The organism is Phenylobacterium sp. (assembly GCF_035569475.1).
Lineage (GTDB): Bacteria > Pseudomonadota > Alphaproteobacteria > Caulobacterales > Caulobacteraceae > Phenylobacterium.
The window spans coordinates 17,514-41,384 of record NZ_DATMNA010000105.1 but is presented as its reverse complement, the minus strand read 5'-3'; the positions used below and the strand labels follow the sequence as shown (position 1 = coordinate 41,384).

25 protein-coding genes and 1 other RNA gene are annotated in these 23,871 nt (G+C 70.2%); 15 read left to right on the top strand and 11 right to left on the bottom strand.

Annotated elements, in window-relative coordinates:
- Positions 1 to 55: 55 nt before the first annotated feature.
- From VNW53_RS17035 to VNW53_RS17010, 6 genes are all read right to left on the bottom strand, one after another.
- Positions 56 to 892 (bottom strand): TIGR00282 family metallophosphoesterase, encoded by an 837-nt coding sequence (locus VNW53_RS17035; protein WP_325557040.1) that lies wholly within the window; start codon positions 890 to 892, stop codon positions 56 to 58.
- A complete protein-coding gene (locus tag VNW53_RS17030) occupies positions 889 to 1,479 on the bottom strand; it encodes a 5-formyltetrahydrofolate cyclo-ligase (RefSeq protein WP_325557039.1) in 591 nt (196 codons plus the stop codon). The genes VNW53_RS17035 and VNW53_RS17030 overlap by 4 nt, the downstream gene beginning before the upstream one ends.
- Positions 1,480 to 1,522: 43 nt before the next feature.
- Positions 1,523 to 1,683: non-coding RNA, 6S RNA (ssrS, locus tag VNW53_RS17025), on the bottom strand.
- Positions 1,684 to 1,761: 78 nt separating this feature from the next.
- Entirely contained in the window at positions 1,762 to 2,163 is a 402-nt protein-coding gene (locus VNW53_RS17020; protein ID WP_325557038.1) for a hypothetical protein, read from the bottom strand.
- 58 nt (positions 2,164 to 2,221) lie between these two features.
- On the bottom strand, positions 2,222 to 2,554 hold the full coding sequence (locus tag VNW53_RS17015) for a cell division protein ZapA (RefSeq protein WP_325557037.1): 333 nt from the start codon (positions 2,552 to 2,554) through the stop codon (positions 2,222 to 2,224).
- 2 nt (positions 2,555 to 2,556) lie between these two features.
- Positions 2,557 to 2,862, bottom strand: a complete 306-nt coding sequence (locus VNW53_RS17010) for a DUF4164 family protein (protein WP_325557036.1) — start codon at positions 2,860 to 2,862, stop codon at positions 2,557 to 2,559.
- 168 nt (positions 2,863 to 3,030) lie between these two features.
- Here VNW53_RS17010 and tkt point away from each other — a divergent pair, with 168 nt between their 5' ends.
- The 7 genes from tkt to VNW53_RS16975 all read left to right on the top strand — a co-directional run bounded on the left by tkt (position 3,031) and on the right by VNW53_RS16975 (position 11,372).
- Positions 3,031 to 5,007 carry a transketolase gene (gene tkt / locus VNW53_RS17005; protein WP_325557035.1) on the top strand — a complete coding sequence of 659 codons (1,977 nt, stop codon included), beginning with the start codon at positions 3,031 to 3,033 and terminating at the stop codon, positions 5,005 to 5,007.
- Positions 5,008 to 5,214: 207 nt separating this feature from the next.
- Positions 5,215 to 6,408, top strand: a complete 1,194-nt coding sequence (gene purT, locus VNW53_RS17000) for a formate-dependent phosphoribosylglycinamide formyltransferase (RefSeq protein ID WP_325557034.1) — start codon at positions 5,215 to 5,217, stop codon at positions 6,406 to 6,408.
- A gap of 147 nt (positions 6,409 to 6,555) precedes the next feature.
- Positions 6,556 to 7,509: a DUF2167 domain-containing protein gene (locus tag VNW53_RS16995; protein WP_325557033.1), complete on the top strand. Its 954-nt coding sequence runs from the start codon at positions 6,556 to 6,558 to the stop codon at positions 7,507 to 7,509.
- Between the two features lie 116 nt (positions 7,510 to 7,625).
- The gene (gene gap, locus VNW53_RS16990; protein ID WP_325557032.1) at positions 7,626 to 8,636 is read left to right on the top strand and encodes a type I glyceraldehyde-3-phosphate dehydrogenase; all 1,011 of its coding nucleotides are present in this window, start codon (positions 7,626 to 7,628) and stop codon (positions 8,634 to 8,636) included.
- Positions 8,637 to 8,646: 10 nt separating this feature from the next.
- Positions 8,647 to 9,837 carry a phosphoglycerate kinase gene (locus VNW53_RS16985; protein ID WP_325557031.1) on the top strand — a complete coding sequence of 397 codons (1,191 nt, stop codon included), beginning with the start codon at positions 8,647 to 8,649 and terminating at the stop codon, positions 9,835 to 9,837.
- A gap of 23 nt (positions 9,838 to 9,860) precedes the next feature.
- Positions 9,861 to 10,946 (top strand): class II fructose-bisphosphate aldolase, encoded by a 1,086-nt coding sequence (fba, locus tag VNW53_RS16980; RefSeq protein ID WP_325557030.1) that lies wholly within the window; start codon positions 9,861 to 9,863, stop codon positions 10,944 to 10,946.
- A 156-nt stretch (positions 10,947 to 11,102) separates the two neighbouring features.
- A complete protein-coding gene (locus VNW53_RS16975) occupies positions 11,103 to 11,372 on the top strand; it encodes a hypothetical protein (RefSeq protein WP_325557029.1) in 270 nt (89 codons plus the stop codon).
- A gap of 15 nt (positions 11,373 to 11,387) precedes the next feature.
- Here VNW53_RS16975 and VNW53_RS16970 read toward each other — a convergent pair whose 3' ends face one another.
- Together VNW53_RS16970 and VNW53_RS16965 are read right to left on the bottom strand one after the other, a co-directional pair.
- Positions 11,388 to 13,046, bottom strand: a complete 1,659-nt coding sequence (locus VNW53_RS16970) for an MFS transporter (protein ID WP_325557028.1) — start codon at positions 13,044 to 13,046, stop codon at positions 11,388 to 11,390.
- 72 nt (positions 13,047 to 13,118) lie between these two features.
- On the bottom strand, positions 13,119 to 13,676 hold the full coding sequence (locus tag VNW53_RS16965) for a TspO/MBR family protein (RefSeq protein WP_325557027.1): 558 nt from the start codon (positions 13,674 to 13,676) through the stop codon (positions 13,119 to 13,121).
- Between the two features lie 263 nt (positions 13,677 to 13,939).
- Between VNW53_RS16965 and VNW53_RS16960 the strand changes: the two genes are divergently transcribed.
- The 6 genes from VNW53_RS16960 to VNW53_RS16935 all read left to right on the top strand — a co-directional run bounded on the left by VNW53_RS16960 (position 13,940) and on the right by VNW53_RS16935 (position 19,302).
- Positions 13,940 to 15,337: a cytochrome ubiquinol oxidase subunit I gene (locus VNW53_RS16960; protein WP_325557026.1), complete on the top strand. Its 1,398-nt coding sequence runs from the start codon at positions 13,940 to 13,942 to the stop codon at positions 15,335 to 15,337.
- Complete coding sequence (cydB, locus tag VNW53_RS16955) at positions 15,334 to 16,359, top strand: cytochrome d ubiquinol oxidase subunit II (protein WP_325557025.1); 1,026 nt, start codon at positions 15,334 to 15,336, stop codon at positions 16,357 to 16,359. The genes VNW53_RS16960 and cydB overlap by 4 nt, the downstream gene beginning before the upstream one ends.
- Positions 16,343 to 16,489, top strand: coding sequence for a hypothetical protein (locus tag VNW53_RS16950; protein ID WP_325557024.1), 147 nt, complete (start codon positions 16,343 to 16,345; stop codon positions 16,487 to 16,489). Before cydB ends, VNW53_RS16950 begins: the two co-directional genes overlap by 17 nt.
- Positions 16,490 to 16,503: 14 nt before the next feature.
- The gene (gene thiE / locus VNW53_RS16945) at positions 16,504 to 17,157 is read left to right on the top strand and encodes a thiamine phosphate synthase (protein ID WP_325557023.1); all 654 of its coding nucleotides are present in this window, start codon (positions 16,504 to 16,506) and stop codon (positions 17,155 to 17,157) included.
- 104 nt (positions 17,158 to 17,261) lie between these two features.
- Complete coding sequence (locus VNW53_RS16940) at positions 17,262 to 18,059, top strand: inositol monophosphatase family protein (RefSeq protein ID WP_325557022.1); 798 nt, start codon at positions 17,262 to 17,264, stop codon at positions 18,057 to 18,059.
- A gap of 169 nt (positions 18,060 to 18,228) precedes the next feature.
- Positions 18,229 to 19,302 (top strand): glycerophosphodiester phosphodiesterase, encoded by a 1,074-nt coding sequence (locus VNW53_RS16935; protein WP_325557021.1) that lies wholly within the window; start codon positions 18,229 to 18,231, stop codon positions 19,300 to 19,302.
- Positions 19,303 to 19,309: 7 nt separating this feature from the next.
- On the opposite strand, the gene VNW53_RS16930 is transcribed toward VNW53_RS16935, so the two are convergent.
- Complete coding sequence (locus VNW53_RS16930; RefSeq protein WP_325557020.1) at positions 19,310 to 21,178, bottom strand: ABC transporter transmembrane domain-containing protein; 1,869 nt, start codon at positions 21,176 to 21,178, stop codon at positions 19,310 to 19,312.
- A gap of 119 nt (positions 21,179 to 21,297) precedes the next feature.
- Between VNW53_RS16930 and rpmE the strand changes: the two genes are divergently transcribed.
- Positions 21,298 to 21,522: a 50S ribosomal protein L31 gene (gene rpmE / locus VNW53_RS16925; RefSeq protein WP_299540133.1), complete on the top strand. Its 225-nt coding sequence runs from the start codon at positions 21,298 to 21,300 to the stop codon at positions 21,520 to 21,522.
- Between the two features lie 302 nt (positions 21,523 to 21,824).
- Here rpmE and VNW53_RS16920 read toward each other — a convergent pair whose 3' ends face one another.
- Together VNW53_RS16920 and VNW53_RS16915 are read right to left on the bottom strand one after the other, a co-directional pair.
- Entirely contained in the window at positions 21,825 to 22,334 is a 510-nt protein-coding gene (locus VNW53_RS16920) for a DUF1465 family protein (RefSeq protein WP_325557019.1), read from the bottom strand.
- Positions 22,335 to 22,482: 148 nt separating this feature from the next.
- Complete coding sequence (locus tag VNW53_RS16915; protein WP_325557018.1) at positions 22,483 to 22,689, bottom strand: DUF1192 domain-containing protein; 207 nt, start codon at positions 22,687 to 22,689, stop codon at positions 22,483 to 22,485.
- Between the two features lie 110 nt (positions 22,690 to 22,799).
- Here VNW53_RS16915 and VNW53_RS16910 point away from each other — a divergent pair, with 110 nt between their 5' ends.
- Positions 22,800 to 23,783 (top strand): NAD(P)H-quinone oxidoreductase, encoded by a 984-nt coding sequence (locus VNW53_RS16910; protein ID WP_325557017.1) that lies wholly within the window; start codon positions 22,800 to 22,802, stop codon positions 23,781 to 23,783.
- Positions 23,784 to 23,871: the final 88 nt, after the last annotated feature.

Below are 23,871 nucleotides of genomic sequence, written 5' to 3'. Positions count from 1 at the left end.
GGCCCCCCCCCCCCCCGCAAGCGGGGGAGGAGCAGGTCGCTCCAACCGCCAGCCGCTAGCCGACCAGCGCCTCTACGCTCGGCATAGTCTCGCTGAGCCGGCCGCCGATGCGGATGGGCTCGACGCGGCGGGCCAGGCCCGTGGCGTTGTCGGTCTCCACATAGACCCCGCAGACCGTGGCCGGGCCCTCCGCGGGGCGGTAGCGGCCGCCGGAGATGCGGGTGGTGAAGCGCCGCAGGGGTTCTTCCTTCTGGTTGCCGATCACGCTGTCGTAGTCGGCGCAGGCGCCGGCGTCGGTCTGGTAGGCGGTGCCGCCGGTAAGGATCTGGCAGTCGGCGGTGGGCACGTGGGTGTGGGTGCCCACCACCAGGCTGGCGCGCCCGTCGCAGAAGTGGCCCATGGCCATCTTCTCAGAGGTCGCCTCGGCGTGGATGTCGACCACGATGGCGTCGGCGACGGCGCCCAAGGGGCAGGCCTCCAGCTCCTTGTCGACCGCGGCGAAGGGGTCGTCGAGGCTGTCCATGTGCACCCGGCCCAGCAGGTTGATGACCAGGATCTGCTTGCCGCCGCTCGTCTCGAAGAGCTGGGCGCCGCGGCCCGGCGCGTCGGAGAAGGCGGAATAGTTGAGCGGACGGATCAGCCGCGGTTCGCGCACGATGTAGGTCAGCGCCTCCTTCTGGTCCCAGGAGTGGTTGCCCAGGGTGAGCGCGTCGGCGCCCGCCTCGAACAGCTCGCGCGCCGTGGACTCGGTGATGCCGAAGCCCGCGGCGGCGTTCTCGGCGTTGACGATCACGAACTCCAGGCCAAGCCGCTTGCGCAGCCCCGGCAGGTGGTCCGCCAGGCCGTCGCGCCCGGCGCGGCCCACCACGTCCCCGAAAAAGGCAAATCTCATCGAACTTCTCTAGCCACTTCTATGTATTCCGTCTCCGTCACGATGGCGTCGAGGCGCTGATCGTGGGGCCCCATGGGCACGGCGGCCAGTTCCTGGCCGGCGAAGGCGACGCCAAGCACGAAAACCGGCCGCTGCCGCCGAAGGTTCGCGAGCGTCCGGTCATAGTGGCCGCCGCCCTGCCCCAGCCGCCCGCCGTGGCGGTCGAAGGCCAGCAGCGGGGTGATCAGCAGGTTCGGCAGGACCTCGGGCGCGGAGGCCAGCGGCGAGGGGATGCCGTAGAGGTCCGGCTTCAGGGGATCCTCCGGCCGCCAGAGGCGGAAATGCAGGGCGGCGTCCTTCGCGGCCGCCACCGGAAGGGCGGCCTGGGTGCGCCCCTGGCCGAGCTCGAGGATCGCCTGCAGGATGGGGCCGGGGTCGAGCTCGGTCCCTTGCGCGCAATAGGCGCCCACGATGCTGAAGCGGCTGAAGCGGGAGACCGGCAGCTTGCGGGCGGCCCGGCTGGCCGCGTCCGGCGTCTCGTCCAGCAGCCGGCGGCGCAGGACGCGCATCTCCACGCGCAGCGCCTTCTTGTCGAGCGGCTCGGTCACGGCCCGATCCTATACGCGAAAGGATGACCTCGGGGGAAACGGTGGCGGCGCCGCGAGAACCGTGAAGGACTGTTTCATTCCCTCGACCTGGTAGACCAGGTGGGCGCCGTGTGCTCGCAACCACGGTCACGAGCAGGGACAGCTCCCTATGAGTGAATTAAGGTCGCTGGAATATGTCGCCTTCGACGTGGGCCGCAGCAGACCCGCCGGCAGCTAATGTAGGCCCGCGGCCGGGGCTTCTCAAGCGAAGCCGGCATTTGGCCAGGCGGGGCGCGAAATGCCCTAGTGGCTGTGGGCGATCAGCATCGCGAGCTGCACCAGCGGAAAGGTCGCCGGAACGATCAGCGAGCCCCAGAGGCCCATGGCGAAAGCGTTGCGGCGGTAGCGGTCGGCATCGGCCGGTTTCACCCAGCCTTCGACCGCCGGGCCCAGGAGGTAGAAGACGTTGGCCACGCCCATGACCACCAGGAAGATCGTGCCGAGGAAAAGGGTCATGCCGAGGCCGCCGCGCCAGTCCTTCCAGACCGGATGGCCCAACCCGTAGTTCAGCGCGACCGCGGCGCCGTAGCAGGCCCAGCCGCCGGCCGCGAGCGTCAGGTTGTAGCGGAGCCGTCGCGCCTGCCACCAGGTCCAGGTCTCGCCGGAAAAGAAGTCGCTCGAAGGCGCGCTGTCGAGGGAAGTCATCTGCAAGACTCCGTCGGAATCCGAGCCGTCTTAGCACGATATCGGCTCGGGATGGACCCTACGCCTCTTCCGTCGCCAGCTTCTCGATGCGCTTGGCGGCGCCTTCCAGGGCGGTGACGGCGCGGGCTTCGACGCGGGTGCGGTCGGCCTGCAGGCGGGCGACCTCGGCCTGCAGCGAGCCCAGGCGCCCGCGGGCGTCGGCGAGCTCGTCGGCGAGCAGCAGGGCGCCCATCAGGAACAGCCGCGTGTCGCCGAGCTGGCCCATGTCCTGGCCGACCTGGCGGACCTGGTGGTCGAACATCCGGGCCAGTTCCATGAGGTGGGCCTCCTGGCCGTCCTCGCAGCCCACCGCATAGGGCCGGCCGTTCACCTCGACGCTGATCTGGGCCATCGCTAGTGCTCCGTCGGGAAGGCGGGCGGCGACGACGGCGGCGGGCCCGAGCCGTTCAGCGCGGCCCGGATCTCGACGATCGCGCGGCCAAGCGCCGCGGAGGCCTCGGCGCCGGCGGCCTCCAGCTCGCGCTCGCGGGCGCGGGCCTCATCGAGCTGGGACGCCAGGTTGGCGCGGTCCTGGTCGAACAGGCCGCCCACCGCATCGCTCGCGGTCTTCAGCCGTTGCGCCAGCCGCTGCTCCAGGACATGCACCGCCTGCTCCAGCCGCCGGGCCGCCAGGTCCAGGGCGTTGTCACCGCCGCTCATCGCCATCCTCCGCCAAGCCCCTATCTATAGACCTGCGTCGCGCGCCTTGCGAAGGGCGATCCGGCCTCCGCGCGAAGCGCGGCGAAGAGGCGTGTCGGCATTCCTTGACCCTGCCGCCCCCACATGCGACCCCGCCGCCATTCCTTAACGCCGGACGACTCGACGCCCATGCCTGCGCCCCTTCAGACCATGGCCAACGCCATCCGCGCCCTCTCGATGGACGCCGTGCACAAGGCGAAGTCCGGCCACCAGGGCATGCCGATGGGCATGGCCGACGTGGCCACGGTGCTGTTCACGAAGTTCCTGAAATACGACGCCGCCCGCCCGGACTGGGCCGACCGCGACCGCTTCGTGCTGTCGGCCGGCCACGGCTCGATGCTGCTCTACAGCCTCCTGCACCTGACCGGGGTGAAGGCGGTGACCATGGAGCAGATCCGGAACTTCCGGCAGCTCGGCTCCAACACGCCGGGCCACCCGGAGTACGGCCACACCCCGGGCGTCGAGACCACCACCGGGCCGCTCGGCCAGGGGCTCGCCACGGCGGTCGGCATGGCCATGGCCGAGCGGCACGTGGCCGCCCGCTTCGGCGACGCCCTGGTCGACCACCGCACCTGGGTGGTGGCCGGCGACGGCTGCCTGATGGAGGGCGTCAGCCACGAGGCGATCAGCCTGGCGGGCCGCTTCAAGCTCGCCAAGCTGACGGTGCTGTTCGACGACAACAACACCACCATCGACGGCGAGGCGACCATCGCGGAGACCGGCGACCAGCTCGCCCGCTTCAAGGCCGCCGGCTGGGCGGTGAAGGCGGTGGACGGCCACGACTTTGCGAAGATCGCCGCGGCGATGCGCTGGGCCACGCGCCAGGACAGGCCGACGCTCATCGCGTGCAAGACCAGGATCTCCAAGGGCGCGGGGCCCAAGGAGGGCGACCCGCACAGCCACGGCTACACCCTGTTCGATCCGGAGATCGCCGCGGCGCGCGCCGCCATGGGCTGGGGTCACGAGCCCTTCACCGTGCCCGACGAGGCGCTGAAGCCCTGGCGCGCGGCCGGCCGCCGCGGCGCCAAGGTCCGCAAGGCCTGGGAGGCCAAGCTCGCCGCCTCCAACCGGCGCGACGAGTTCGAGCGCGCCATGGCGGGCGACCTGCCCGCGGGCGCCTATGAGGCGATCGACGCCCACATCGCCCGGGCCGAGGCCGAGAAGCCCGCCGCGGCCACCCGCCAGCACTCCGGCGCGGCGCTGGCCGAACTGGTCCCGGCGATCCCGGAGATGGTCGGCGGCTCGGCGGACCTGACCGGCTCCAACAACACCATCGTCAAGGGCATGGGGACCTTCGACCTCCCCGACTACGCCGGGCGCTACGTGCACTATGGCGTGCGCGAATTCGGCATGGCGGCGGCCATGAACGGCATGGCCCTGCACGGCGGGGTGATCCCCTATTCGGGGACCTTCCTGGTGTTCTCCGACTACAGCCGCCCGGCGATCCGGCTGGGCGCGCTGATGGGCGCCCGGGTGATCCATGTGATGACCCACGATTCGATCGGCGTCGGCGAGGACGGGCCGACGCACCAGCCGGTGGAGCATGTGGCGTCGCTGCGCGCGATCCCGAACCTCAACGTCTTCCGCCCCGCCGACGCGGTGGAGGCCGCGGAGTGCTGGAAGCTGGCGCTGGAGGCGCGCACGATGCCGTCGATCATGGCCCTGTCCCGCCAGAAGGTCCCGGCGGTGCGCGGCGCGGTCGCAGGCGAGAACCTCTCGGCCCGCGGCGCCTATCAGCTCGCCGGCGCCGGCGCCGGCCACCCGGCCCAGGTCACGATCTTCGCCTCCGGCTCGGAGGTCTCCGTCGCCATGGCGGCGCGCGACCTGCTGGAAGCCGAAGGCATCGGCGCCCGCGTCGTCTCGACGCCCTGCTGGGAGCTGTTCGACGCCCAGCCGGCCGACTACCAGGCCCAGGTGATCGGCGAGACGGACGTGCGCGTCGCCGTGGAGGCCGGCATCGGCATGGGCTGGGAGAAGTTCATCGGCGAGGGCGGCGCCTTCGTCGGCATGACCGGCTTCGGCGCCAGCGCGCCCGCCGAGGTGCTCTACAAGCACTTCGGCATCACCGCCGAGGCGGTGGCCGCCGCCGCCAAGGCGAAGCTGTAGGGACGCGGCCTCGCCTCCTCTCCCCCGGCGAAGCCGAGAGGGAGAGGCCGGGAGAGGGCGGCTCCGAGTCAAAGGGTCACGGATGGTCCAGCCGGTATCTCCTTTCCGAGGCGTCTGTCGGATGACGATGGGCGCACCGGGAGTGCGCGCACCACGCCCTGCGCCGCCCTTTCCCTACCCTCTTCCTCTCGCTGCGTGGGGGAGAGGATGACGCGCCTCGGCACGCCGCTTTCGCCGACCGCCGTGAAGGTCATGCTCCTCGGCTCCGGCGAACTCGGCAAGGAGGTCGCCATCGAGCTGCAGCGGCTGGGCTGCGAGGTGATCGCCGTCGACCGCTACGCCGACGCCCCGGCGATGCAGGTGGCGCACCGAAGCCACGTGATCGCCATGACCGACGCGGTCGCCTTGCGCGCCCTGGTCGAGGCCGAGCGGCCGCACCTGATCGTGCCGGAGATCGAGGCCATCGCCACCGACGAGCTGGCCGCCATCGAGGCCGCGGGCCTGGCGGTCGTCATCCCGACCGCCCGGGCCGCCCAGCTCACCATGAACCGCGAGGGCATCCGCCGGCTGGCCGCCGAGGACCTCGGCCTGCCGACCAGCGCCTACGCCTTCGCCTCGTCCGAGGCGGAGCTGGCGGAGGGCGCGCAAGCCGTGGGCTTCCCCTGCTTCGTCAAGCCGGTGATGAGTTCGTCCGGCAAGGGCCAGTCCTATGTGGAGGGCCCCGACGGGATCGCCGCGGCCTGGCGCTACGCCCTGGAGAGCGGCCGGGTCGCTGAGGCCCGCGTCATCGTCGAGGGCCGGGTGGACTTCGACTTCGAGATCACCCAGCTCACCGTCCGCAGCCTGGCCGGCGGGACGACGGTGACCGGCTTCTGCGAGCCCATCGGCCACCGCCAGGTGAAGGGCGACTATGTGGAAAGCTGGCAGCCGCAGGCGATGAGCCCGGCCGCCCTGAAGGCCGCCCGCGACATCGCCGCCAAGGTCACCGAGGCCCTGGGCGGCCAGGGCCTGTTCGGCGTCGAGCTGTTCGTGAAGGGTGACGAGGTCTGGTTCTCGGAGGTCAGCCCGCGGCCGCACGACACGGGCCTCGTGACCCTGGTCACCCAATACCAGAGCGAGTTCGCCATCCACGCCCGCGCCATCCTGGGCCTGCCGGTGGACGTGTCCCTGCGCGAACCCGGCGCCAGCGCGGTGATCTACGGCGGCCTGGAGGCCAGGGGAATCGCCTTCGAGGGCGTCGCCGAGGCCCTGGCCGTCCCGGGCGCCGACCTGCGCCTGTTCGGCAAGCCGGAGAGCTTCGCGCGCCGCCGCATGGGCGTCGCCCTGGCGCGGGCGGGCGATGTGCAGACCGCGCGGCAGCGGGCGACCGAGGCCGCCGGCAAGGTAAAGCCAAAGGCGTAGTAGGCGCTACCCGCCGAACGATCGGATGGCTTGACAAGTCACAATCGTTCCCCTTTGGTTCTACAACCATTGCGATCTATCGCGCGGATGGCCAGTCTGGCGCGATCAGTAGGGGGGCCTATGATTCAAACCATTCGAGCGACAGCCGTGGCTGTCGCGATCAGCTTGGCGTGCGCGGGTGCGGCGGTCGCCCAGCCGGCGGCGCCGACTGACGCTCAGAAGGCGGAAATCACTCGGCTGCGCGGTATCCTGGCCGCCCAGCACCGACAGTTCGACGACGTGCGACTGGCCGGGCCCGATGTCACCCTACACCTTGGCCGGCGCTTCTACTTCCTGGGCCCTGACGAGGCGAAGCAGGTCCTCAAGGAGTGGGGCAACCCACCGGAGGCCATTGACGGAGTGCTCGGGATCATCTTCCCCGCCGGCAAGACCTTCGTGAACGACACCTGGGGCGCGGTGATCACCTTCAAGCCTTCGGGCTTCGTGACCGACAAGGACGCAGACAAGGCCGACTACGACAAGTTCATCCGCGACGTGCAGAGCCATGAGGACGAGGATAACGAAGCGCGCAAGAAGAGTGGTTTTGCGTCAATCCACTTGGTCGGATGGGCGCAGCCCCCTTCGTATGATCGCACCCACCACTTCCTGATCTGGGCGCGCGACCTGAAGTTCGGTGGCGAGGCGGACGACACCCTGAACTACGATCTGCGCGTGTTGGGCCGACGCGGCGTGTTGAGCGTGAACCTAGTGTCGACGATGCCGCAACTCGCCGCCGTTCGCGCCGATGCCAGCCAGCTCGCCGCCGATGTGACCTTCGATCCCGGAAGCGCGTATGGCGACTTCCGGGCCGGGACAGACAAGAAGGCGGAATATGGTGTCGCCGGCCTGGTTGCCGCGGGCCTGGGGCTCGCCGCGGCGCAGAAGTTCGGCCTGCTGGCGGTCATCCTGCTCTTCGCCAAGAAAGGGTTGGTCCTGATCTTGGCGGGGTTCGCCGCGGTGACAGCCTGGTTCCGTCGAGTTTTCAACCGCAGAAAGACCATAATCCCGAGCACGGAGCCCGCCAGCACGGCCACCAATGAGGAGCCGGACGAAGCGGCCTGATCAGTCGCCCGAGCGGGAACTGTCACCGTCCGGCTCCGGTGTTAATCCCTCCGGGGGTTGACTTAGGTCCCCCCGCCCGAAAAAACGCGCGAACTTCAATTGGGAGAGCTGATCTCATGACCGTCCGCGTCGCCATCAATGGTTTCGGCCGCATCGGCAGGCTGGTCCTGCGCTCGATCGTCGAACATGGGCGCACCGACATCGAGGTTGTGGCGATCAACGACCTGGGCCCGGTGGAGACCAACGCCCACCTGCTGCGCTACGACAGCGTCCACGGCCGCTTTCCCGGAACGGTCACCACGGGCGAGGACTGGATCGACGCCGGCCGCGGCAAGATCAAGGTCACGGCGATCCGCGACCCCAAGGACCTGCCGCACAAGGACCTGAACGTCGACATCGCCCTGGAATGCACCGGCCTCTTCACGTCCAAGGAAAAGGCCGGCGCCCACCTGGCCGCCGGCGCCAAGCGGGTGATCGTCTCGGCCCCCGCCGACGGGGTCGACAAGACCATCGTCTATGGGGTGAACCACGACACGCTCACCGCCGGCGATCTGGTGATCTCCAACGCGTCGTGCACCACCAACTGCCTGGCGCCGGTGGCCCACGTGCTGCAGGGGCTGTGCGGCATCGAGCGCGGCTACATGACCACGATCCACTCTTACACCGGCGACCAGCCGACGCTGGACACCCTGCACAAGGACCTCTACCGCGCCCGCGCCGCGGCCATGTCGATGATCCCGACCTCCACCGGCGCGGCCAAGGCGCTGGGCCTGGTGATCCCGGCGCTGGCCGGCAAGCTGGACGGCTCCTCGATCCGCGTGCCGACCCCCAATGTCTCGGTGGTCGACCTGAACTTCGTGCCCAGCCGCAAGGTGACGGTGGACGAGATCAACGCGGCCATGGAGGCCGCCGCCGCCTCCGGCCCGCTGAAGGGCATCTTAGGCGTGACCAAGGAGCCGCTGGTTTCCCACGACTTCAACCACATCGCCGCCTCCTCGACCGTGGCCCTGCCGCAGACCCAGATGGTCGACGGCGGCCTCGGCCGGGTGCTCTCCTGGTACGACAACGAATGGGGCTTCTCGTCGCGGATGGCCGACACCGCCGTCGCCATGGCCAAGTTGATTTGATCGGGACCGCGTGAGCTTCAAAACCCTCGACGACGCCGATCTGCAGGGCAAGCGCGCCCTGGTCCGCGTGGACTTCAATGTCCCCATGGAGGACGGCCAGGTCACCGACGACACCCGCCTGAGGGCGGCCAAGCCGACCATCGACAAGCTGCGGGCCGGCGGCGCCAAGGTGATCCTGCTGGCCCATTTCGACCGGCCCAAGGGCAAGGTCGTGCCGTCCATGAGCCTAAGGCCCATCGTCGAGCCGCTCTCCAAGGTGCTGGGCGCGCCCGTGGCCTTCGCCGAGGACTGCATCGGGCCGAAGGCGCGCGCGGCGGTGAACGCCATGCAACCGGGCGACGTCCTGCTCCTGGAAAACGTCCGCTTCCACGAGGGCGAGGAGGCCAACGACCGCAGCTTCGCCGACGCCCTGGCGGCCAACGGCGACCTCTACGTCAACGACGCCTTTTCCGCCGCCCACCGGGCGCACGCTTCCACCGAGGCCATCGCGCGCCGCCTGCCGGCCTATGCGGGCGAGCAGATGCGCCTGGAGCTGGAGGCGCTGGACCGCGCGCTCGGCCACCCCGAGCGCCCGGTGCTGGGCATCGTCGGGGGCTCGAAGGTCTCCACCAAGCTCGACCTGCTGCGCCACCTGGTCACCAAGCTGGACAAGCTGGCGATCGGCGGGGGCATGGCCAACACCTTCCTCTACGCCCAGGGCCACGACGTCGGCGCCTCCTATTGCGAGAAGGACCTGGCCGAGACCGCGCGCGACGTGATCCGCCTGGCCGGCCAGAACAACTGCAAGCTCTTCCTGCCGCTGGACATCGTGGTGGCCGAGAAGCTGGCGCCCGGCGCGCCGGCCCGGGTGCGCGACGTGGGCTCCATCGACGAGGACGAACGCATCCTCGACGCCGGCCCCGAGACCGTCGAGCGCCTGTGCCGCGCCATGGGAAATTCCAAGACGCTGATCTGGAACGGCCCCCTGGGCGTTTTCGAGATACCGCCCTTCGACAAGGGCACGGTGGAGGCGGCGCGGCACGCGGCCAAACTGGTTCGTGAGGGCAAGCTGGTGGCGGTGGCGGGCGGCGGTGATACGGTGGCGGCCCTCAACGCAGCCGGTGTCGCCGGCGACTTCACCTTCGTCTCGACGGCGGGCGGCGCGTTTCTTGAATGGATGGAGGGCAAGACCCTGCCCGGCGTGGCGGCGTTGTCCCGATAGAGAACGACCAGAGAGCGAAGACGATGGCCCGTATCACCCTGCGACAGCTTCTCGATCACGCGGCTGAGCACAGCTATGGCGTGCCGGCCTTCAACATCAACAACATGGAGCAGGGTCTGGCGATCCTGGAGGCGGCCGACGCGGTCGACGCCCCGGTGATCATCCAGGCCAGCCGCGGCGCGCGCTCCTACGCCAACGACATCGTGCTGAAGCACCTGATCGACGCCCTGGCGGAAATGTACCCGCACATCCCGATCTGCATGCACCAGGACCACGGGAACAACGAGGCGACCTGCGCCACGGCGATCCAGTTCGGCTTCACCAGCGTGATGATGGACGGGTCGCTGAAGGCCGACGGCAAGACGCCCGCCGACTACGACTACAACGTCGGGGTCACCAAGGCCGTGGTCGACATGGCCCACTGGGTGGGCGCCTCCGTCGAGGGCGAGCTCGGCGTGCTGGGCAGCCTCGAGACCGGCATGGGCGAGAAGGAGGACGGCCACGGATTCGAGGGCAAGCTCGGCCATGACCAGCTCCTGACCGACCCCGACCAGGCGGTGGACTTCGTGAAGACCACCCAGGTGGACGCGCTGGCCATCGCCATGGGCACCAGCCACGGCGCCTACAAGTTCACGAGGCAGCCGGACGGCGACGTCCTGGCGATGAACGTCATCGAGGAAATCCACCGCCGCCTGCCCAACACCCACCTGGTGATGCACGGCTCCTCCTCGGTGCCGCAGGACCTGCAGGACATCATCAACAAGTACGGCGGCGAGATGCCCCAGACCTGGGGCGTGCCGGTGGAAGAGATCCAGCGCGGCATCAAGCACGGCGTGCGCAAGATCAACATCGACACCGACAACCGCATGGCCATGACCGGCGCCATCCGGAAGGTGTTCGCCGAGAACCCCGGCGAATTCGACCCGCGCAAATATCTGAAGCCCGCCATGGACGCCATGCGCGCGGTGGTCCGCCAGCGCTTCGAGGAGTTCGGCACGGCCGGCTGGGCCGGCAAGATCACCCCGCTGCCGATGACCGTCATGGCCAAGCGCTACGCCGCCGGCGAACTGGCGCCGAAGATCGGGGTCACCCGCCACGCGGCGGAGTAGCTCTTCCCTCCCCGTGATGGGGAGGGACAGGCCGCAGCGGCCAGGGTGGGGAACTCTCGATCTGGCGCGGCTCATCATTCCGGCCCACACTTCCCCACCCGACCAGGCCCTTGGCTCGGCCACCCGGCCCATGAGCAGGAGGGAAGGAGCGCCGCGATGATCGCGTGGATTTGGATGGGCGTGCGAAAGCACGCGGTCCTTCTGGTGCTGACCTTTCTCGCGCTGGCCGGTTTTGCGGCCTTCGTCGCCTGGGCCTTCCTGGCGACCGCCCACACCGGCGGCGGTTGGGCCAGCCTTTTGCCGATCTGGCCCTATGTGCTGGGCGGGGTGATCGCCACCGGCGCCCTGACAGGGGTCCTGATGTGGCTGGCCTTCTACTCGGCCAACCACGGCTACGACGACCGCATCGACAAGGACGATGTCTGAGCGCCGGAGCGGAGATCAGGCCTCGATCGGCGCGCCGCGCATTTCCTTCACGAACAGCAGGCCGACCACGAAGGTCACCGCGGCCACCGCGATCGGGTACCAGAGGCCGTAGTAGATGTTGCCCGTGGCGGCCACCATGGCGAAGGCTGTGGTCGGCAGGAAGCCGCCGAACCAGCCGTTGCCGACGTGGTAGGGCAGGCTCATCGAGGTGTAGCGGATCCGGGCCGGGAACATCTCCACCAGCGCCGCGGCGATCGGGCCGTAGACCATGGTCACATAGAGCACCAGCACCCAGAGCAGCGCCACGACCAGGGGCTTGTTCATCTTGGCCGGGTCGGCCTTGGCGGGATAGCCGGCGGTCTTCAGCTCCGCGCTCAGCGCCTTGGTCCAGGCGGCCTTCTGGGTCTTCAGGTCGGCCGCGGAGAGGGCCTGACCCTTGAAGCTCGGGATCGTCACCGCGCCGATCTCGACGGAGGCGACCGTCCCGGCGGGCGCGGCCTTATTGGCGTAGGTGACCCCGGCGTTGGCCAGGGCGCCCTTGGCGATGTCGCAGGACGACGCGAAAACCTGCTTGCCGACGGGGTCGAACTGGAAGGCGCAGTCGGCGGGATCGGCGACCACGGTCACCGGCGCGGCGGCGCTGGCGGCGGCGAGCTGCGGGTTGGCGGCCACGGTGATCGCTTTGAACACCGGGAAATAGGTCAGCACCGCCAGCAGGCAGCCGGCCAGGATGATCGGCTTGCGCCCGATCTTGTCGGAGAGCCAGCCGAAGACCACGAAGAAGGGCGTCGCCAGCAGCAGGGCGACCGCGACCAGCTCGTTGGTCAGCACGCCGTCGACCTTCAGCATCTTCTCCAGGAAGAACAGGCTGTAGAACTGGCCGGTGTACCAGACCACCGCCTGGCCGGCGGTGAGGCCCGCGAGGGCCAGCAGCACCAGCTTCAGGTTCGGCCAGCGGGCGAAGCTCTCGGTGAGCGGCGCCTTGGAGCCCTTGCCCTCGGCGATCATGGTCTGGAACACCGGGCTCTCGTTCAGCCGCAGGCGGATCCACAGCGAGACGATCAGCAGCAGCGCCGAGGCCAGGAACGGGATGCGCCAGCCCCAGGCCTTGAAGGCGTCCTCGCCGATCTTCGTGCGCACGGCGATGATCACCACGAGGCTGAGGAACAGGCCGAAGGTGGCGGTGATCTGGATCCAGCTCGTGTAGAGGCCGCGCTTGCCCGGCGGGGCATGCTCGGCGACGTAGGTGGCCGCCCCGCCGTATTCGCCGCCCAGGGCCAGGCCCTGGATCAGGCGCATGACGATCAGCGCCACCGGCGCGGCCACGCCCCACTGGCTGTAGCTGGGCAACAGGCCGACGGCGAAGGTCGCCAGGCCCATCAGGGTCATGGTGACGAGGAAGGTGTTCTTGCGTCCCCACAGGTCGCCCAGCCGCCCGAACACGATCGCCCCGAACGGCCGCACCGCGAAGCCCGCGGCGAAGGCGAGGAGGGCGAAGATGTAGCCGGTCGTGGCGTTCACGCCGGAGAAGAAGTGCTCGGTGATGAAGGTGGCCAGCGAGCCGTAGAGGTAGAAGTCGTACCACTCGAAGACGGTCCCGGCCGACGCGCCGGCGATCACCATCCGATTGGACGTCGCGCGCACGTCCACGCCCGCCGCTGTCGCAGCCGTCATCGTTTTCGCTCCCTCGACCCTTGTTATTGGGCGGGAGCCTATGGCGAAGGCCACGGCTCGGCTAGTGCCTCTCTAGTGAACCGTCCAGGGCTCCGCGGGCTTGCGCGACAGGCCTTCGCTGAGCGCATTGGCGACCCCCATCCAGCCGACGTAGGGCGCGACCATGTTGGCGGCCGGCGGGTCCACCTGGCGGGCGCGCCAGACGTAGGCGGCGGCCGTGCCCAGCGAGGCGACGGCGGCGGCGAGCTGGCCGCCCAGGCGCCTCGGCCCCAGCACCATCCAGACCCCGTTCAGCGCCTGGACCGCGCCCCAGAGCGTCAGGGCCTGGGTGCGCGCGGCGCTGCGCGGCGCGTTCCAGATGCGCAGGCCCGACAGGGTGAGCGCCATGAACAGCGGCGGCCACAGGTTGGCGAGCAGCTTCGACGGCGGCTTCGGCTGCTCGTAGGCCGGGGCGTCGTAGTCGGAATAGGCCTCGTAGGCGTCGTCCTGCCGGGCGTTGATCCGCGCCACCAGGGCCGAGATCGCCACCGCGCCCACCGTCAGGCCCACGCCGACCAAGATGTGCTGGGTGGACCGGCCACGGCTGTTGGCGAGGCTGTCGACAGCCCCGCGGACCGGGTTCGTTGACATGGATCAGCCTCCCACGATGGCGCGTCACTACGAAATCCGCAGGCGCCGCCGAGGGTTCCGGCCCAGCTTGTCCCGGGTCGGCCCGACGGCTCCCTGCAACGCCCTGCAGGCCGTCTGTTCGCCCAGCCGGCGCGCCAGGGCAAGCGGGTTCGCCCGCAGCCCCGGCTCCATGGAGCCCGCGACGGTCTGTCGCATGACAAAAGAGCTCGGCTGTGCGTTGCTGGGGAGCGCGTCGCAAAGGCGCGCCCTCGGGGACGGGGCCAATGCATTTCGACGCACTCCTGCTGTCGCGTTTGCAGTTCGCCTTCACGATCGCGTTCCACATCATCTTCCCCAGCTTCAGCATCGGGCTGGCGGGTTTCCTGACTGTGCTGGAAGGCCTGTGGCTGGCGACCCGGAACGAGGCATTCAAGGTCCTCTACCTCTTCTGGATCAAGATCTTCGCGATCTCCTTCGGCATGGGCGTGGTGACCGGCGTGGTGCTGTCCTACGAGATCGGGACCAACTGGAGCGTCTTTGCCGCGGCGGCCGCGCCGGCGATCGGACCCTCGATGGCCTTCGAGGTGCTGGCCGCCTTCTTCATGGAGGCAAGCTTCCTGGGCGTGATGCTGTTCGGCTGGCGCCGGGTGGGCCCGGGCCTGCATTTCGCCGCCACGGCGCTGGTGGCGATCGGCACCCTGATATCGGCCTTCTGGATCATCGCGGCCAACAGCTGGATGCAGCACCCGACGGGCTATGTGCGGCTGGCCAACGGCGTGTTGCGGGTCACCGACTGGGGACAGGCGATCTTCTCGCCCACCTTCCCGCTGCGGCTCGGCCACATGGTGCTGGCGGCCTTCCTGACCACGGCGCTGGCGGTTGGCGCGGCATCGGCCTGGCGGCTGCTCAAGGACCCCGAGGAGTCCGAGAGCTGCCTGGCGCTGAAGATGGCCATCGGCATGTTCGCCATCGTCGCCCCCCTGCAGCTTCTGGTCGGCGACATGGCCGGCAAGGAGGTGCTGAGGGTCCAGCCGGCCAAGCTCGCGGCCATCGAGGCGTTCTGGGACACCCAGCGCGGCCAGGCCTTCCACATTGCCGCCTGGCCCGACAGGGCGGTGGCGGCCAACCGCTGGGAGATTTCGATCCCCAAGCTGGGCAGCCTGATCACCGCCGGCAGCCTCGATGCGCAGATCGAGGGCCTGAAGGGCTTCGCGCCGCAGGACCGGCCGCCCGTGGCGGTGGTGTTCTGGGCGTTTCGGGTGATGGTCGGGCTGGGCCTGGCGATGATCGGCCTGGGCGCCTGGGGCGCCTTGCGCGCCTGGCGAGGCGACCTGGGGCATGACCGCCTGTTCCTGCGCGCCTGCGTGGCCATGGGCCCCGCCGGCTTCGTCTCGGTGATCGCCGGCTGGACCGTGGCCGAGGTCGGCCGCCAGCCTTACGTGATCTACGGCGTCCTGCGGACCGCCGACGCGGTCTCGCCGGTGACCCGCGGCGAGGTCTCCGTGTCGCTCGTCGCCTTCATGAGCATCTACGCCCTGATCTTCGGCTTCGGCGCGCTCTACATCCTGCGGCTGATGGCCGGCGGACCCCTGGCCGGGGCGCAGGACGAGGCGCCCGCCATGCTGCGGCCGCCCGGCTACGCCCTGGCCGCGGCGCCCCACGAGCCGGAGGAAGGCGCATGAGCCTCGACCTGCCGCTGATCTGGGCCGGTCTGATCGCGATCGCGGTCCTGCTCTATGTGATGCTCGACGGCTTCGACCTGGGCATCGGCATCCTGTTCCCGTTCGCGGGATCGAGCGCCGAGCGCGACACCATGATGGCCAGCGTCGCGCCCGTCTGGGACGGCAACGAGACCTGGCTGGTGCTGGGCGGCGGCGGGCTGTTCGCGGCCTTCCCCTTCGCCTACGCGGCCCTGATGCCGGCGCTCTACATCCCCATCATCCTGATGCTGCTGGCCCTGATCCTGCGGGGCGTCGCCTTCGAGTTCCGCCTGCACGGGCGGGCGCGCAGCAAGCCGCTCTGGACGGCGGCCTTCACCGCCGGCTCCCTGACCGCGACCTTCGCCCAGGGCCTGGTGCTGGGCGGCTTCATCCAGGGCGTGACGCTGCGCGGCCTCAGCTTCGCCGGCGGTCGCTTCGACTGGCTGACGCCCTATTCCCTGCTGGTCGCCGTGGGCCTGGTGGCCGGCTATGCGCTCACCGGCGCCTGCTGGCTGGTCTGGCGCACGGAGGACGCCCTGCAGGGCCGCGCCCGCCGCTGGGCCTGGATCGCGCTGGCCTGCGTCGCCGGCCTGTTGGCGGCGGTGAGCCTGGCCACCCTCTACGTCCACGCCCAGGTGGCGGAGCGCTGGGGCTGGAACGGCCGGGGTTTCGACCTGGCGAAGCTCGCGCGGCTGTCGCCGATCCCGCTCCTGGGCGGCGCGGGGCTCGCCGCGGTCGCGTTTGGCCTCCGGGCCCGCTCGCAAGGCTGGCCGTTCGCCGGCGCGATCGCGGTCTTCCTCTCCGGCTACCTGGGCCTGGCGGCGGGCTTCGTCCCCGACGTCGTCCCCTACGGCATGACCTTCCGCCAGGCGGCCAACGCCGATAACGCGCTGGCCTTGCTCCTGGTGGGCGGCGGCGTGCTCTTGCCGGCGATCGTCGGCTACAGCCTGTGGGTCTACTGGATCTTCCGCGGCAAGGTGAGCGCCGATGCGGGCTATCATTGAGCCGCCGCCGGAGCCGGGCGCGCCCCTGGCTCCGCTGGCCCGCCGCCTCGGCTGGTTCTTCGGCCTGGCGATCGCCGCGGCCCTGACGACCGCCGGCGTCGCCTACCTCTTGAAGGCGCTGCTCAGATAGGGTCTAGGCGGCGTATGGCCGTTCCGCTCTGCCGCCTCTACCTGATCACCCCGCCGCGGCTCGACGACCTGGCCGCGTTCGGGCGCGCGCTCGCCCACGCGCTGGACGCCGGCGACGTGGCCGCCCTGCAGATCCGGTTGAAGGACGTTCCCGACGAGATCGTCGCCGCCGCCGTCGATGCGCTCATGCCCATCGCCCAGGCGCGCGACGTGGCGGTGATCCTGAACGACCGGCCGGACCTGGCCGCGCGGCTGGGCTGCGACGGGGTCCATGTCGGCCAGGACGATACGCCGCTCGCCGAGGCCCGCCGCATCGTCGGCCCGGAGCGGATGGTCGGCGTCACCTGCCACGACAGCCTGCACCTGGCCATGGAAGCCGCCGAGGGCGGGGCGGACTATGTGGCCTTCGGCGCCTTCTTCCCGACCACGACCAAGGACGCCTCCACCCGCGCCGATCCGGACCTGCTGACCGGCTGGCAGGCGGACATGGTGATCCCCTGCGTGGCCATCGGTGGGATCACTGTGGAAACCGCCGCGCCCCTTGCCAAGGCCGGCGCCGACTTTCTGGCCGTCTCGGCGGGCGTCTGGTCCCACGGCGAAGGCCCGGCCCCGGCGGTGGCGGCGTTCAACGCCGAGATCGCCAAGGGCCTGGCTGAGCGCGCCGCCTAGCTCCTTCCCGCTTGCGGGCGAGGTTTCAGGAGCCTTGCCTTGCGCCCGACCGGCGCGGCGACTAGGTTCCGCGCCCTCTAGACGCCCCCGAGATCTTTCACACCGTGAGCACCCAGTCCGCCCTCCTGAAGGTCATGTCCGACGCCGCGCGCAAGGCCGCGCGCGGGCTGAACCGCGACTTCGGCGAGCTGGCCGAACTGCAGGTGGCCAAGAAGGCGCCGGCCGACTTCGTCTCCGCCGCGGACCTGAAAGCCGAGCAGACCATCTTCGAGGCCCTGACCAAGGCGCGGCCGGGCTACGGCTTCCTGGGCGAAGAGCGCGGGATGATCGAGGGCACCGACAAGACCCACACCTGGATCGTCGACCCGCTCGACGGGACCACCAACTTCCTGCACGCCATCCCGCACTTCGCGATCAACATCGCCCTGCAGCGCGAGGGCCAGATCGTGGCCGCCGTCACCCTGAACCCGGTGGCCAACGAGCTCTTCTGGGCCGAGAAGGGCAAGGGCGCCTTCGTCAACGACAAGCGCCTGCGGGTGGCCGCGCGGACGCGGATGGAGGAGGCGGTGCTGGCCACCGGCATCCCCTTCATGGGCCACGGCCAGCACGCGACGTTCCTGAAGGAGCTGCACCAGGTCAGCCAGCGCGTCGCGGGCGTGCGCCGCTTCGGCGCCGCGGCCCTCGACCTCGCCTGGGTGGCCGCCGGCCGCTACGACGGCTACTGGGAGCGGGACCTGCACCCCTGGGACCTGGCGGCGGGCGTGCTGCTGGTCACCGAAGCCGGCGGCCGGGTGACCGACGCCGAGGGCGCCGACGACGTGCTGGCGACCGGGTCAGTCTGCGCCGGCAACCTGGAGATCCAGCCCCAGCTCCTGGAGCGCCTGCGCGCAGCCGCGCGCTAGGAATCGCCCCGCGACGCCGCAAAGCGGCGAATTCGATTTTCAACCGCCAGGGACGCCAAGGACACCAAGGCCGCGGCGGAGGCGGGCGCGGCGCGCGCCGGCATGCTCGCGGTTGACCCTTCCCCGCTCGGGTGACTGACTGTCATCAACACGCGCCAGGGGAGGGCTCATGGACATCACTCGACGCACGCTGGCCGCAGCCGCAGCGGCGGCCGCCGTCGCCGGCCTTCCCGCCCGGGCCGCGGCGCCCGACTTCAAGCAGGGCTTCAGGAAGACGCCGCTGATCATCGGCCACCGCGGCGCCAGCGGCGAGCGGCCGGAGAGCACGCTGGCCGCCTTCCGCCTGGCCATCGCCGAGGGGGCCGATTTCATCGAGCCGGACCTGGTGGTGACCAAGGACGGCCACCTGGTGGTGCGCCACGAGAACGAGATCTCCCAGACCACCGATGTCGCCCTGCGCCCCGAGTTCGAGAACCGCCTCACCACCCGCCAGATCCAGGGCCAGGGGGTGAGCGGCTGGTTCACCGAGGACTTCACCCTTGAGGAGCTGAAGACCCTGCGCTGCCGCGAACGGCTGCCGAAGCTGCGGCCGGAGAGCGCCAGGTTCAACGGCCAGGAGGCCATCCCGACCTACCAGGAGGTCATCGACCTCGCGAAGGCCGAGAGCGCGCGGCTGAAGCGGGTCATCGGCACCTATCCGGAGATGAAACACGCCAGCTACTTCGCCGGCATCGGCCTGCCGATGGAAGGCCGGCTGGCCGACATCCTGAAGGCCAACGGCCTCGACGGGGCCAACGCCCCGGTGTTCATCCAGTGCTTCGACGTCCTGCCGCTGAAGACCATCATGACGCTGTGCCAGGCGCCGCGCATCCAGTTGGTCTCGCCGGAGGGCGGGCCGACCGACGTCACCCTGCGCTATAAGGACATGGTCTCGGCCTCGGGCATGAAGGCCATCGCGACCTACGCCAACGGGGTCGGGCCGGACTGGTCGATGGTGATCCCGACCGTCGACGGCGGGATCGGGGCGGCCACCTCCCTGGTCGCCGACGCCCACGCCGCGGGCCTGGCGGTGCATCCCTGGACCGTGCGGGCGGAGAATTTCTTCCTGCCGCCCAAGCAGCGCATCGGGACCGACCCTGCCGCCCACGGCGACGTGGACGCGGTCTACCGCGCGCTCTATGCGGCCGGCGTCGACGGCCTGTTCAGCGACTTTCCAGGGCTGGCGGTGAAGGCGCGGGGGTGAGGCCCCGCTAGGCCGCCTCGCCGAACTGCAGCGACGCCAGCCGGGCGTAGAGCCCGTTCTTCGCCACCAGCTCGTGGTGGGTGCCTTCCTCGACCACGCGGCCCTCGTCCATGACCACGATGCGGTCGGCCTTCAGCACGGTGGCCAGGCGGTGGGCGATGACCAGGGTGGTGTGGCCGGCCATGGCCTCGTCCAGGGCGCGTTGCACCAGCCGCTCGTTCTCGGCGTCCAGCGCGCTGGTGGCCTCGTCGAGCAGCAGGATGGGGGCATGGCGGACCAGGGCGCGGGCGATGGCCAGGCGCTGGCGCTGGCCGCCCGAAAGGCTGCGGGCGCGCTCGCCGACCGGGGTGTCGAGGCCTTCCGGCAGGGCGGCCAGGAAGCCCTCGGCCTGGGCGGCGCGAACGGCGGCCTGCACGTCCTGAAGGCTCGCGTCCTCGCGGCCGAAGCGGACGTTCTCCAAGGCCGAGCCGGAGAACAGCGGCGATTCCTGCGCCACCAGGGCCATGCGCGCGCGGACCTCCACGGGATCGGCGTCGCGCACGTCGACTCCGTCCACCAGCACCCGGCCGGCCTGCGGATCGTAGAAGCGCAGCAGCAGGCGGAAGACCGTGCTCTTGCCGGCCCCGGACGGGCCCACCAGGGCGACCCGCTCGCCGGGCTTCACCGAGAGCGTCAGGCCGCGCACGGCGGGCATGTCCGGCCGTCCGGGATAGGCGAAGGTGACGTTCTCCAGCTTGAGCTCGCCGCGCGGCGGGCTGGGGAGCGCGATGGGATGGGCCGGCGGCGCGATGCCGGGGCGCGCGGCCAGGATCTCGGACACCCGCTCCATGGCGCCGGCCGCCTTCTGCACGTCGCCCCAGGTCTCGCCCAGCGCGCCGACCGAGCCCGCCGACATCACCGCCAGCAGCACGAACTGGATCAGCGTGCCCCAGGTCATCTCGCCGGCCAGGGCCGCGCTGACCCCCAGCCAGAAGATCCAGACCACGCCGCCGAACACCAGGGCGATGGCCGCGCCGGTCATCAGGGCGCGCGCGCTCATCCGCCGGAGCGAGGTGCGGAAGGCGTTCTCCACCGCGTCCCCGAAACGCGCGGCGCCGGCCGCCTCGCGGCCGAAGGCCTGGACGATCTCGAGCGCGTCGAGGGTCTCGCCGGCCGCGCCGATCGCGGCGGCGAACTGGTCCTGGGTGGACGCGGTCAGCCGGCGCACCTGCCGGCCGAACAGGAACAGCGGCGCGATCACCACCGGGAAGGTGATCAGAACCAGCCCGGTCAGGCGCGGGCTGACGATCACCATGTAGCCCAGTCCGCCCAGCAGCATCAGCAGGTTGCGCAGCGAGACCGAGATCGAGGTGGTGAGCAGGTTCTCGACGATCTGGATGTCGGTGGTCAGCCGGGACAGCACCTCGCCGGTGCGGGTCATCAGGAAGAAGGCCGGGTCCAGCGACAGGATATGGGCGTAGGTGGCCTTCCGCAGGTCCGCCACGATCCGTTCGCCGAGCTTGGTGACGAAGAAGTAGCGCAGCGCCGAGGAGGCCGCCAAGGCCAGCGCCACCCCGCCCAGGATCCAGAACCAGGGCGCGATCTCGCGCGGGGTCGGATGGGCGTTCGGCCCGCTCAGGTGGTCGATCACCAGCCGCGCGGCGCCGGTCAGGCCCAGGCTCGCCCCGGCGGCGGTGACCAGGAAGACCCCGGCCGCGAGCGCATCCAGCCGGTGGCCGGCGGCGAAGGGGATCAGGTGGCCGAGCGCGCGGACGTTGCGGCTCCTCGGGCGGCGCTGGGCGGCCTCCGCTAGCGTCTGGGCGAGCGCCTGGCCCGAACTTGGGCGTCCATCCGCCGCAGCATCCACCCCCAGGTCGGTGTTCGGGGGCTCACTCATACGCTCAGGCGCCTTGCAAAATGGGCGGCGTTTCTCTATACGCCGCGCTTCCTCGGAACCGCCCCCTGCGGACGGCTTCCGATCCTATTCGACGCTTCCTTACGTCAGGCGCTGATCCGATGAAACAAGACACCCATCCGGACTATCACTTCATCACCGTGGTGATGACGGACGGCACGACCTATCAGACCCGTTCCACCTACGGGAAGGAAGGCGCGACCCTGAACCTCGACATCGACCCGAAGACCCACCCGGCCTGGACCGGCGGCGGCCACCAGATGCTGGACCGCGGCGGCCGCGTGTCGCGCTTCAACGCCAAGTTCGGCGGCTTCACCCGCAAGTGAGCGCATAGCGACTCATCCCCGCGCAGGCGGGGATCCAGTCCCGCTGAGCCAACCCACTATCCCAAACACGAACGGCGCGGAGAGCCACCTCCGCGGCGTTTTCGCATGATCTCCTCTCCCCCGAGCGCAGCGAGAGAGGGAGAGGACGGGAGAGGGCGGCGCAGGACTGGCCGCCGCGCTCCCGGTTCAGCCATGACCCACAGGTTGCGGGGCTTCGCCTGACCATTGATGGAAGGCATTCTCACGCGCCGCCCTCTCCCTACCCTCTCCCTCTCGGCTTCGCCGGGGGAGAGGAGGCGCGGCTACTTGCCGAAGGCCGTCTTCAGGCGGTCGTGTTGCGACAGCACCGGGTGCGGGGCCTCGTCGGCCTCGCCCTCGACGTACATGCGCCGGTCGAGGTGGCGGACGCGCTCATAGAGCCGCTCGGAGCGGTCCAGCAGGCTCACCAGTTCGCCGGGCAGGCCGTCGTCGGCCCCATTGGCCAGGCAGACGTCCGCGGCGGCCAGGCGATAGCGCTCCTCGCAGGCGGCCGACGGGGGCATGTCGCCCTCGCGCACCGCGCGCTGCACCAGCAGCCACGAGGCCACCTGCATCAGCCGCGTGGTCAGCCGCATGCTCTCGGCCGCATAGGCGAGGGCGGCGTTGCGCGACAAAAGCTTGGAGGCCTGGCGGCCGGCGCCGTCCAGATAGCCGGCGGTTTCCTCCACGAGGTCCATGCCCTCCTGGAAGGTCCGCTGGAACAGCTCGGACCGCGCAAAGTCCTGGATGACCTCGGCGCGCCACGGCGTTGAAGGGGCGTTCAATTCGCTCATCCGGTGCTCAACCTATACCAAAGCCCGCCATGGGGTCGCGAAAACCGTCAGTGCAACGCCCATGCCATGCCGCGGGGCGCCCAGCTTTGAGACAGAATACCTCCTACCACGCGATCTGGGCCGCTTTGCGCCGGGCGCTCGCGGCAAACTAGCTGGGCCCTGCCCCGAACAAGGCGTCGGCGGCGGCGCGCCCCGCGCGCTTGCGGTCGATCTGGGCCCGGACGCGGGCGATTTCCGACTGCAGGACATCGATGCGCTCCTCCAGTTCGGCGACGCCGAACAGCTCCAGGTCTTCACGGACGGCTTCGATCAGGCGCTGGCCGCGGCCAATGCGGACTTCGGCAGGTTCTTCCATGACGGGCTTTACCTTTCCGGTTCCCCGATGGGGCGCTATCTGAACGCGCACGCCGCCAAAGCGCAAGTTTGCGCCCCGCGCCGGCGCCCAGCTTTGCCGGAGTTCTCCACATGACCGAGACCATGACCGCGATCGCCATCGAGGGCGGCAAGGGCCCCGCCGAGGCGCTGAAGGCCGTGCAGATCGCCCGCCCCGAACCGAAGGACGGGCAGATCCTCATCAAGGTGCGCGCCGCCGGGATCAACCGGCCCGACATCCTCCAGCGCTGGGGCCTCTATCCGCCGCCGCCGGGCTCGCCGGAGACCCTGGGCCTGGAGGTGGCCGGCGAGGTGGTGACCGGCGCCGGGCGGTGGAAGACGGGCGACCGCGTCTGCGCCTTGCTGGGCGGTGGCGGCTATGCGGAATACGCCGTCTGCGATTCGCGCCACGCCCTGCCGATTCCAAAGGGCCTCGACTTCGTCCAGGCCGCGGCCCTGCCCGAGACGGTGTTCACCGTCTTCGCCAACGTCTTCGAGCATGGCCGCCTGCAGCCCGGCGAGACGCTCCTGGTGCACGGCGCGACCTCGGGGATCGGCACGACGGCGATCCAGATGGCCAAGGCCCATGGCGCCAGGGTGATCGCCACCGCCCGCGGGGCCGACAAGGCCCGGACCGCCCGCGGCCTGGGCGCCGACGTGGCGATCGACGCCAAGAGCGAAGATTTCGCGGAGATCGCAAAACGCGAGGGCGGCTGTGACGTGGTCCTCGACATGGTCGGCGGCGATTATTTCGCCAAGGACCTGGACGCGCTGAAGATGGACGGCCGCATCGTCTTTATCGCCAGCCTCGGCGGCGGCGACGTGACCTTGCCCATCGGACGGCTGATGCAGAAGCGCGGCGTGGTCACCGGCTCGACCCTTCGGCCGCGCAACCCGGACGAGAAGGCCCGCCTGGCCGCCGCGGTCGAAGCCCTGGCCTGGCCGTGGATCGAGGCGGGGAAGGTCCGCCCGCAGGTCGACGCGACCTTCCCGCTGGCCGAGGCGGCCAAGGCCCATGCGCACCTGGAAGCCGGGGCGCACGTGGGCAAGATCGTGTTGGTCGTCGGCAAATCCTAGGGTTGTGTCCGGCCTCGAGATATCCCGCGCCATACAAACCCATTTTTTGAACAGCGCGGTAAAAACCTATTACGAACAGCGTTATTGA

What these genes read in the sequence shown, in the direction of transcription:
- VNW53_RS16935 (WP_325557021.1), top strand. Translation starts at nt 18,229, where the DNA reads ATGGACATCACTCGACGCACGCTGGCCGCAGCCGCAGCGGCGGCCGCC.
- thiE (WP_325557023.1), top strand. Translation starts at nt 16,504, where the DNA reads ATGGCCGTTCCGCTCTGCCGCCTCTACCTGATCACCCCGCCGCGGCTC.
- VNW53_RS16950 (WP_325557024.1), top strand. Translation starts at nt 16,343, where the DNA reads ATGCGGGCTATCATTGAGCCGCCGCCGGAGCCGGGCGCGCCCCTGGCT.
- gap (WP_325557032.1), top strand. Translation starts at nt 7,626, where the DNA reads ATGACCGTCCGCGTCGCCATCAATGGTTTCGGCCGCATCGGCAGGCTG.
- fba (WP_325557030.1), top strand. Translation starts at nt 9,861, where the DNA reads ATGGCCCGTATCACCCTGCGACAGCTTCTCGATCACGCGGCTGAGCAC.
- VNW53_RS17020 (WP_325557038.1), bottom strand. Translation starts at nt 2,163, where the DNA reads ATGACTTCCCTCGACAGCGCGCCTTCGAGCGACTTCTTTTCCGGCGAG.
- VNW53_RS16930 (WP_325557020.1), bottom strand. Translation starts at nt 21,178, where the DNA reads ATGAGTGAGCCCCCGAACACCGACCTGGGGGTGGATGCTGCGGCGGAT.
- VNW53_RS17035 (WP_325557040.1), bottom strand. Translation starts at nt 892, where the DNA reads ATGAGATTTGCCTTTTTCGGGGACGTGGTGGGCCGCGCCGGGCGCGAC.
- cydB (WP_325557025.1), top strand. Translation starts at nt 15,334, where the DNA reads ATGAGCCTCGACCTGCCGCTGATCTGGGCCGGTCTGATCGCGATCGCG.
- VNW53_RS16920 (WP_325557019.1), bottom strand. Translation starts at nt 22,334, where the DNA reads ATGAGCGAATTGAACGCCCCTTCAACGCCGTGGCGCGCCGAGGTCATC.
- VNW53_RS16910 (WP_325557017.1), top strand. Translation starts at nt 22,800, where the DNA reads ATGACCGAGACCATGACCGCGATCGCCATCGAGGGCGGCAAGGGCCCC.
- VNW53_RS17010 (WP_325557036.1), bottom strand. Translation starts at nt 2,862, where the DNA reads ATGAGCGGCGGTGACAACGCCCTGGACCTGGCGGCCCGGCGGCTGGAG.
- VNW53_RS16915 (WP_325557018.1), bottom strand. Translation starts at nt 22,689, where the DNA reads ATGGAAGAACCTGCCGAAGTCCGCATTGGCCGCGGCCAGCGCCTGATC.
- VNW53_RS16965 (WP_325557027.1), bottom strand. Translation starts at nt 13,676, where the DNA reads ATGTCAACGAACCCGGTCCGCGGGGCTGTCGACAGCCTCGCCAACAGC.
- VNW53_RS17015 (WP_325557037.1), bottom strand. Translation starts at nt 2,554, where the DNA reads ATGGCCCAGATCAGCGTCGAGGTGAACGGCCGGCCCTATGCGGTGGGC.
- VNW53_RS16975 (WP_325557029.1), top strand. Translation starts at nt 11,103, where the DNA reads ATGATCGCGTGGATTTGGATGGGCGTGCGAAAGCACGCGGTCCTTCTG.
- tkt (WP_325557035.1), top strand. Translation starts at nt 3,031, where the DNA reads ATGCCTGCGCCCCTTCAGACCATGGCCAACGCCATCCGCGCCCTCTCG.
- purT (WP_325557034.1), top strand. Translation starts at nt 5,215, where the DNA reads ATGACGCGCCTCGGCACGCCGCTTTCGCCGACCGCCGTGAAGGTCATG.
- rpmE (WP_299540133.1), top strand. Translation starts at nt 21,298, where the DNA reads ATGAAACAAGACACCCATCCGGACTATCACTTCATCACCGTGGTGATG.
- VNW53_RS16960 (WP_325557026.1), top strand. Translation starts at nt 13,940, where the DNA reads ATGCATTTCGACGCACTCCTGCTGTCGCGTTTGCAGTTCGCCTTCACG.
- VNW53_RS16970 (WP_325557028.1), bottom strand. Translation starts at nt 13,046, where the DNA reads ATGACGGCTGCGACAGCGGCGGGCGTGGACGTGCGCGCGACGTCCAAT.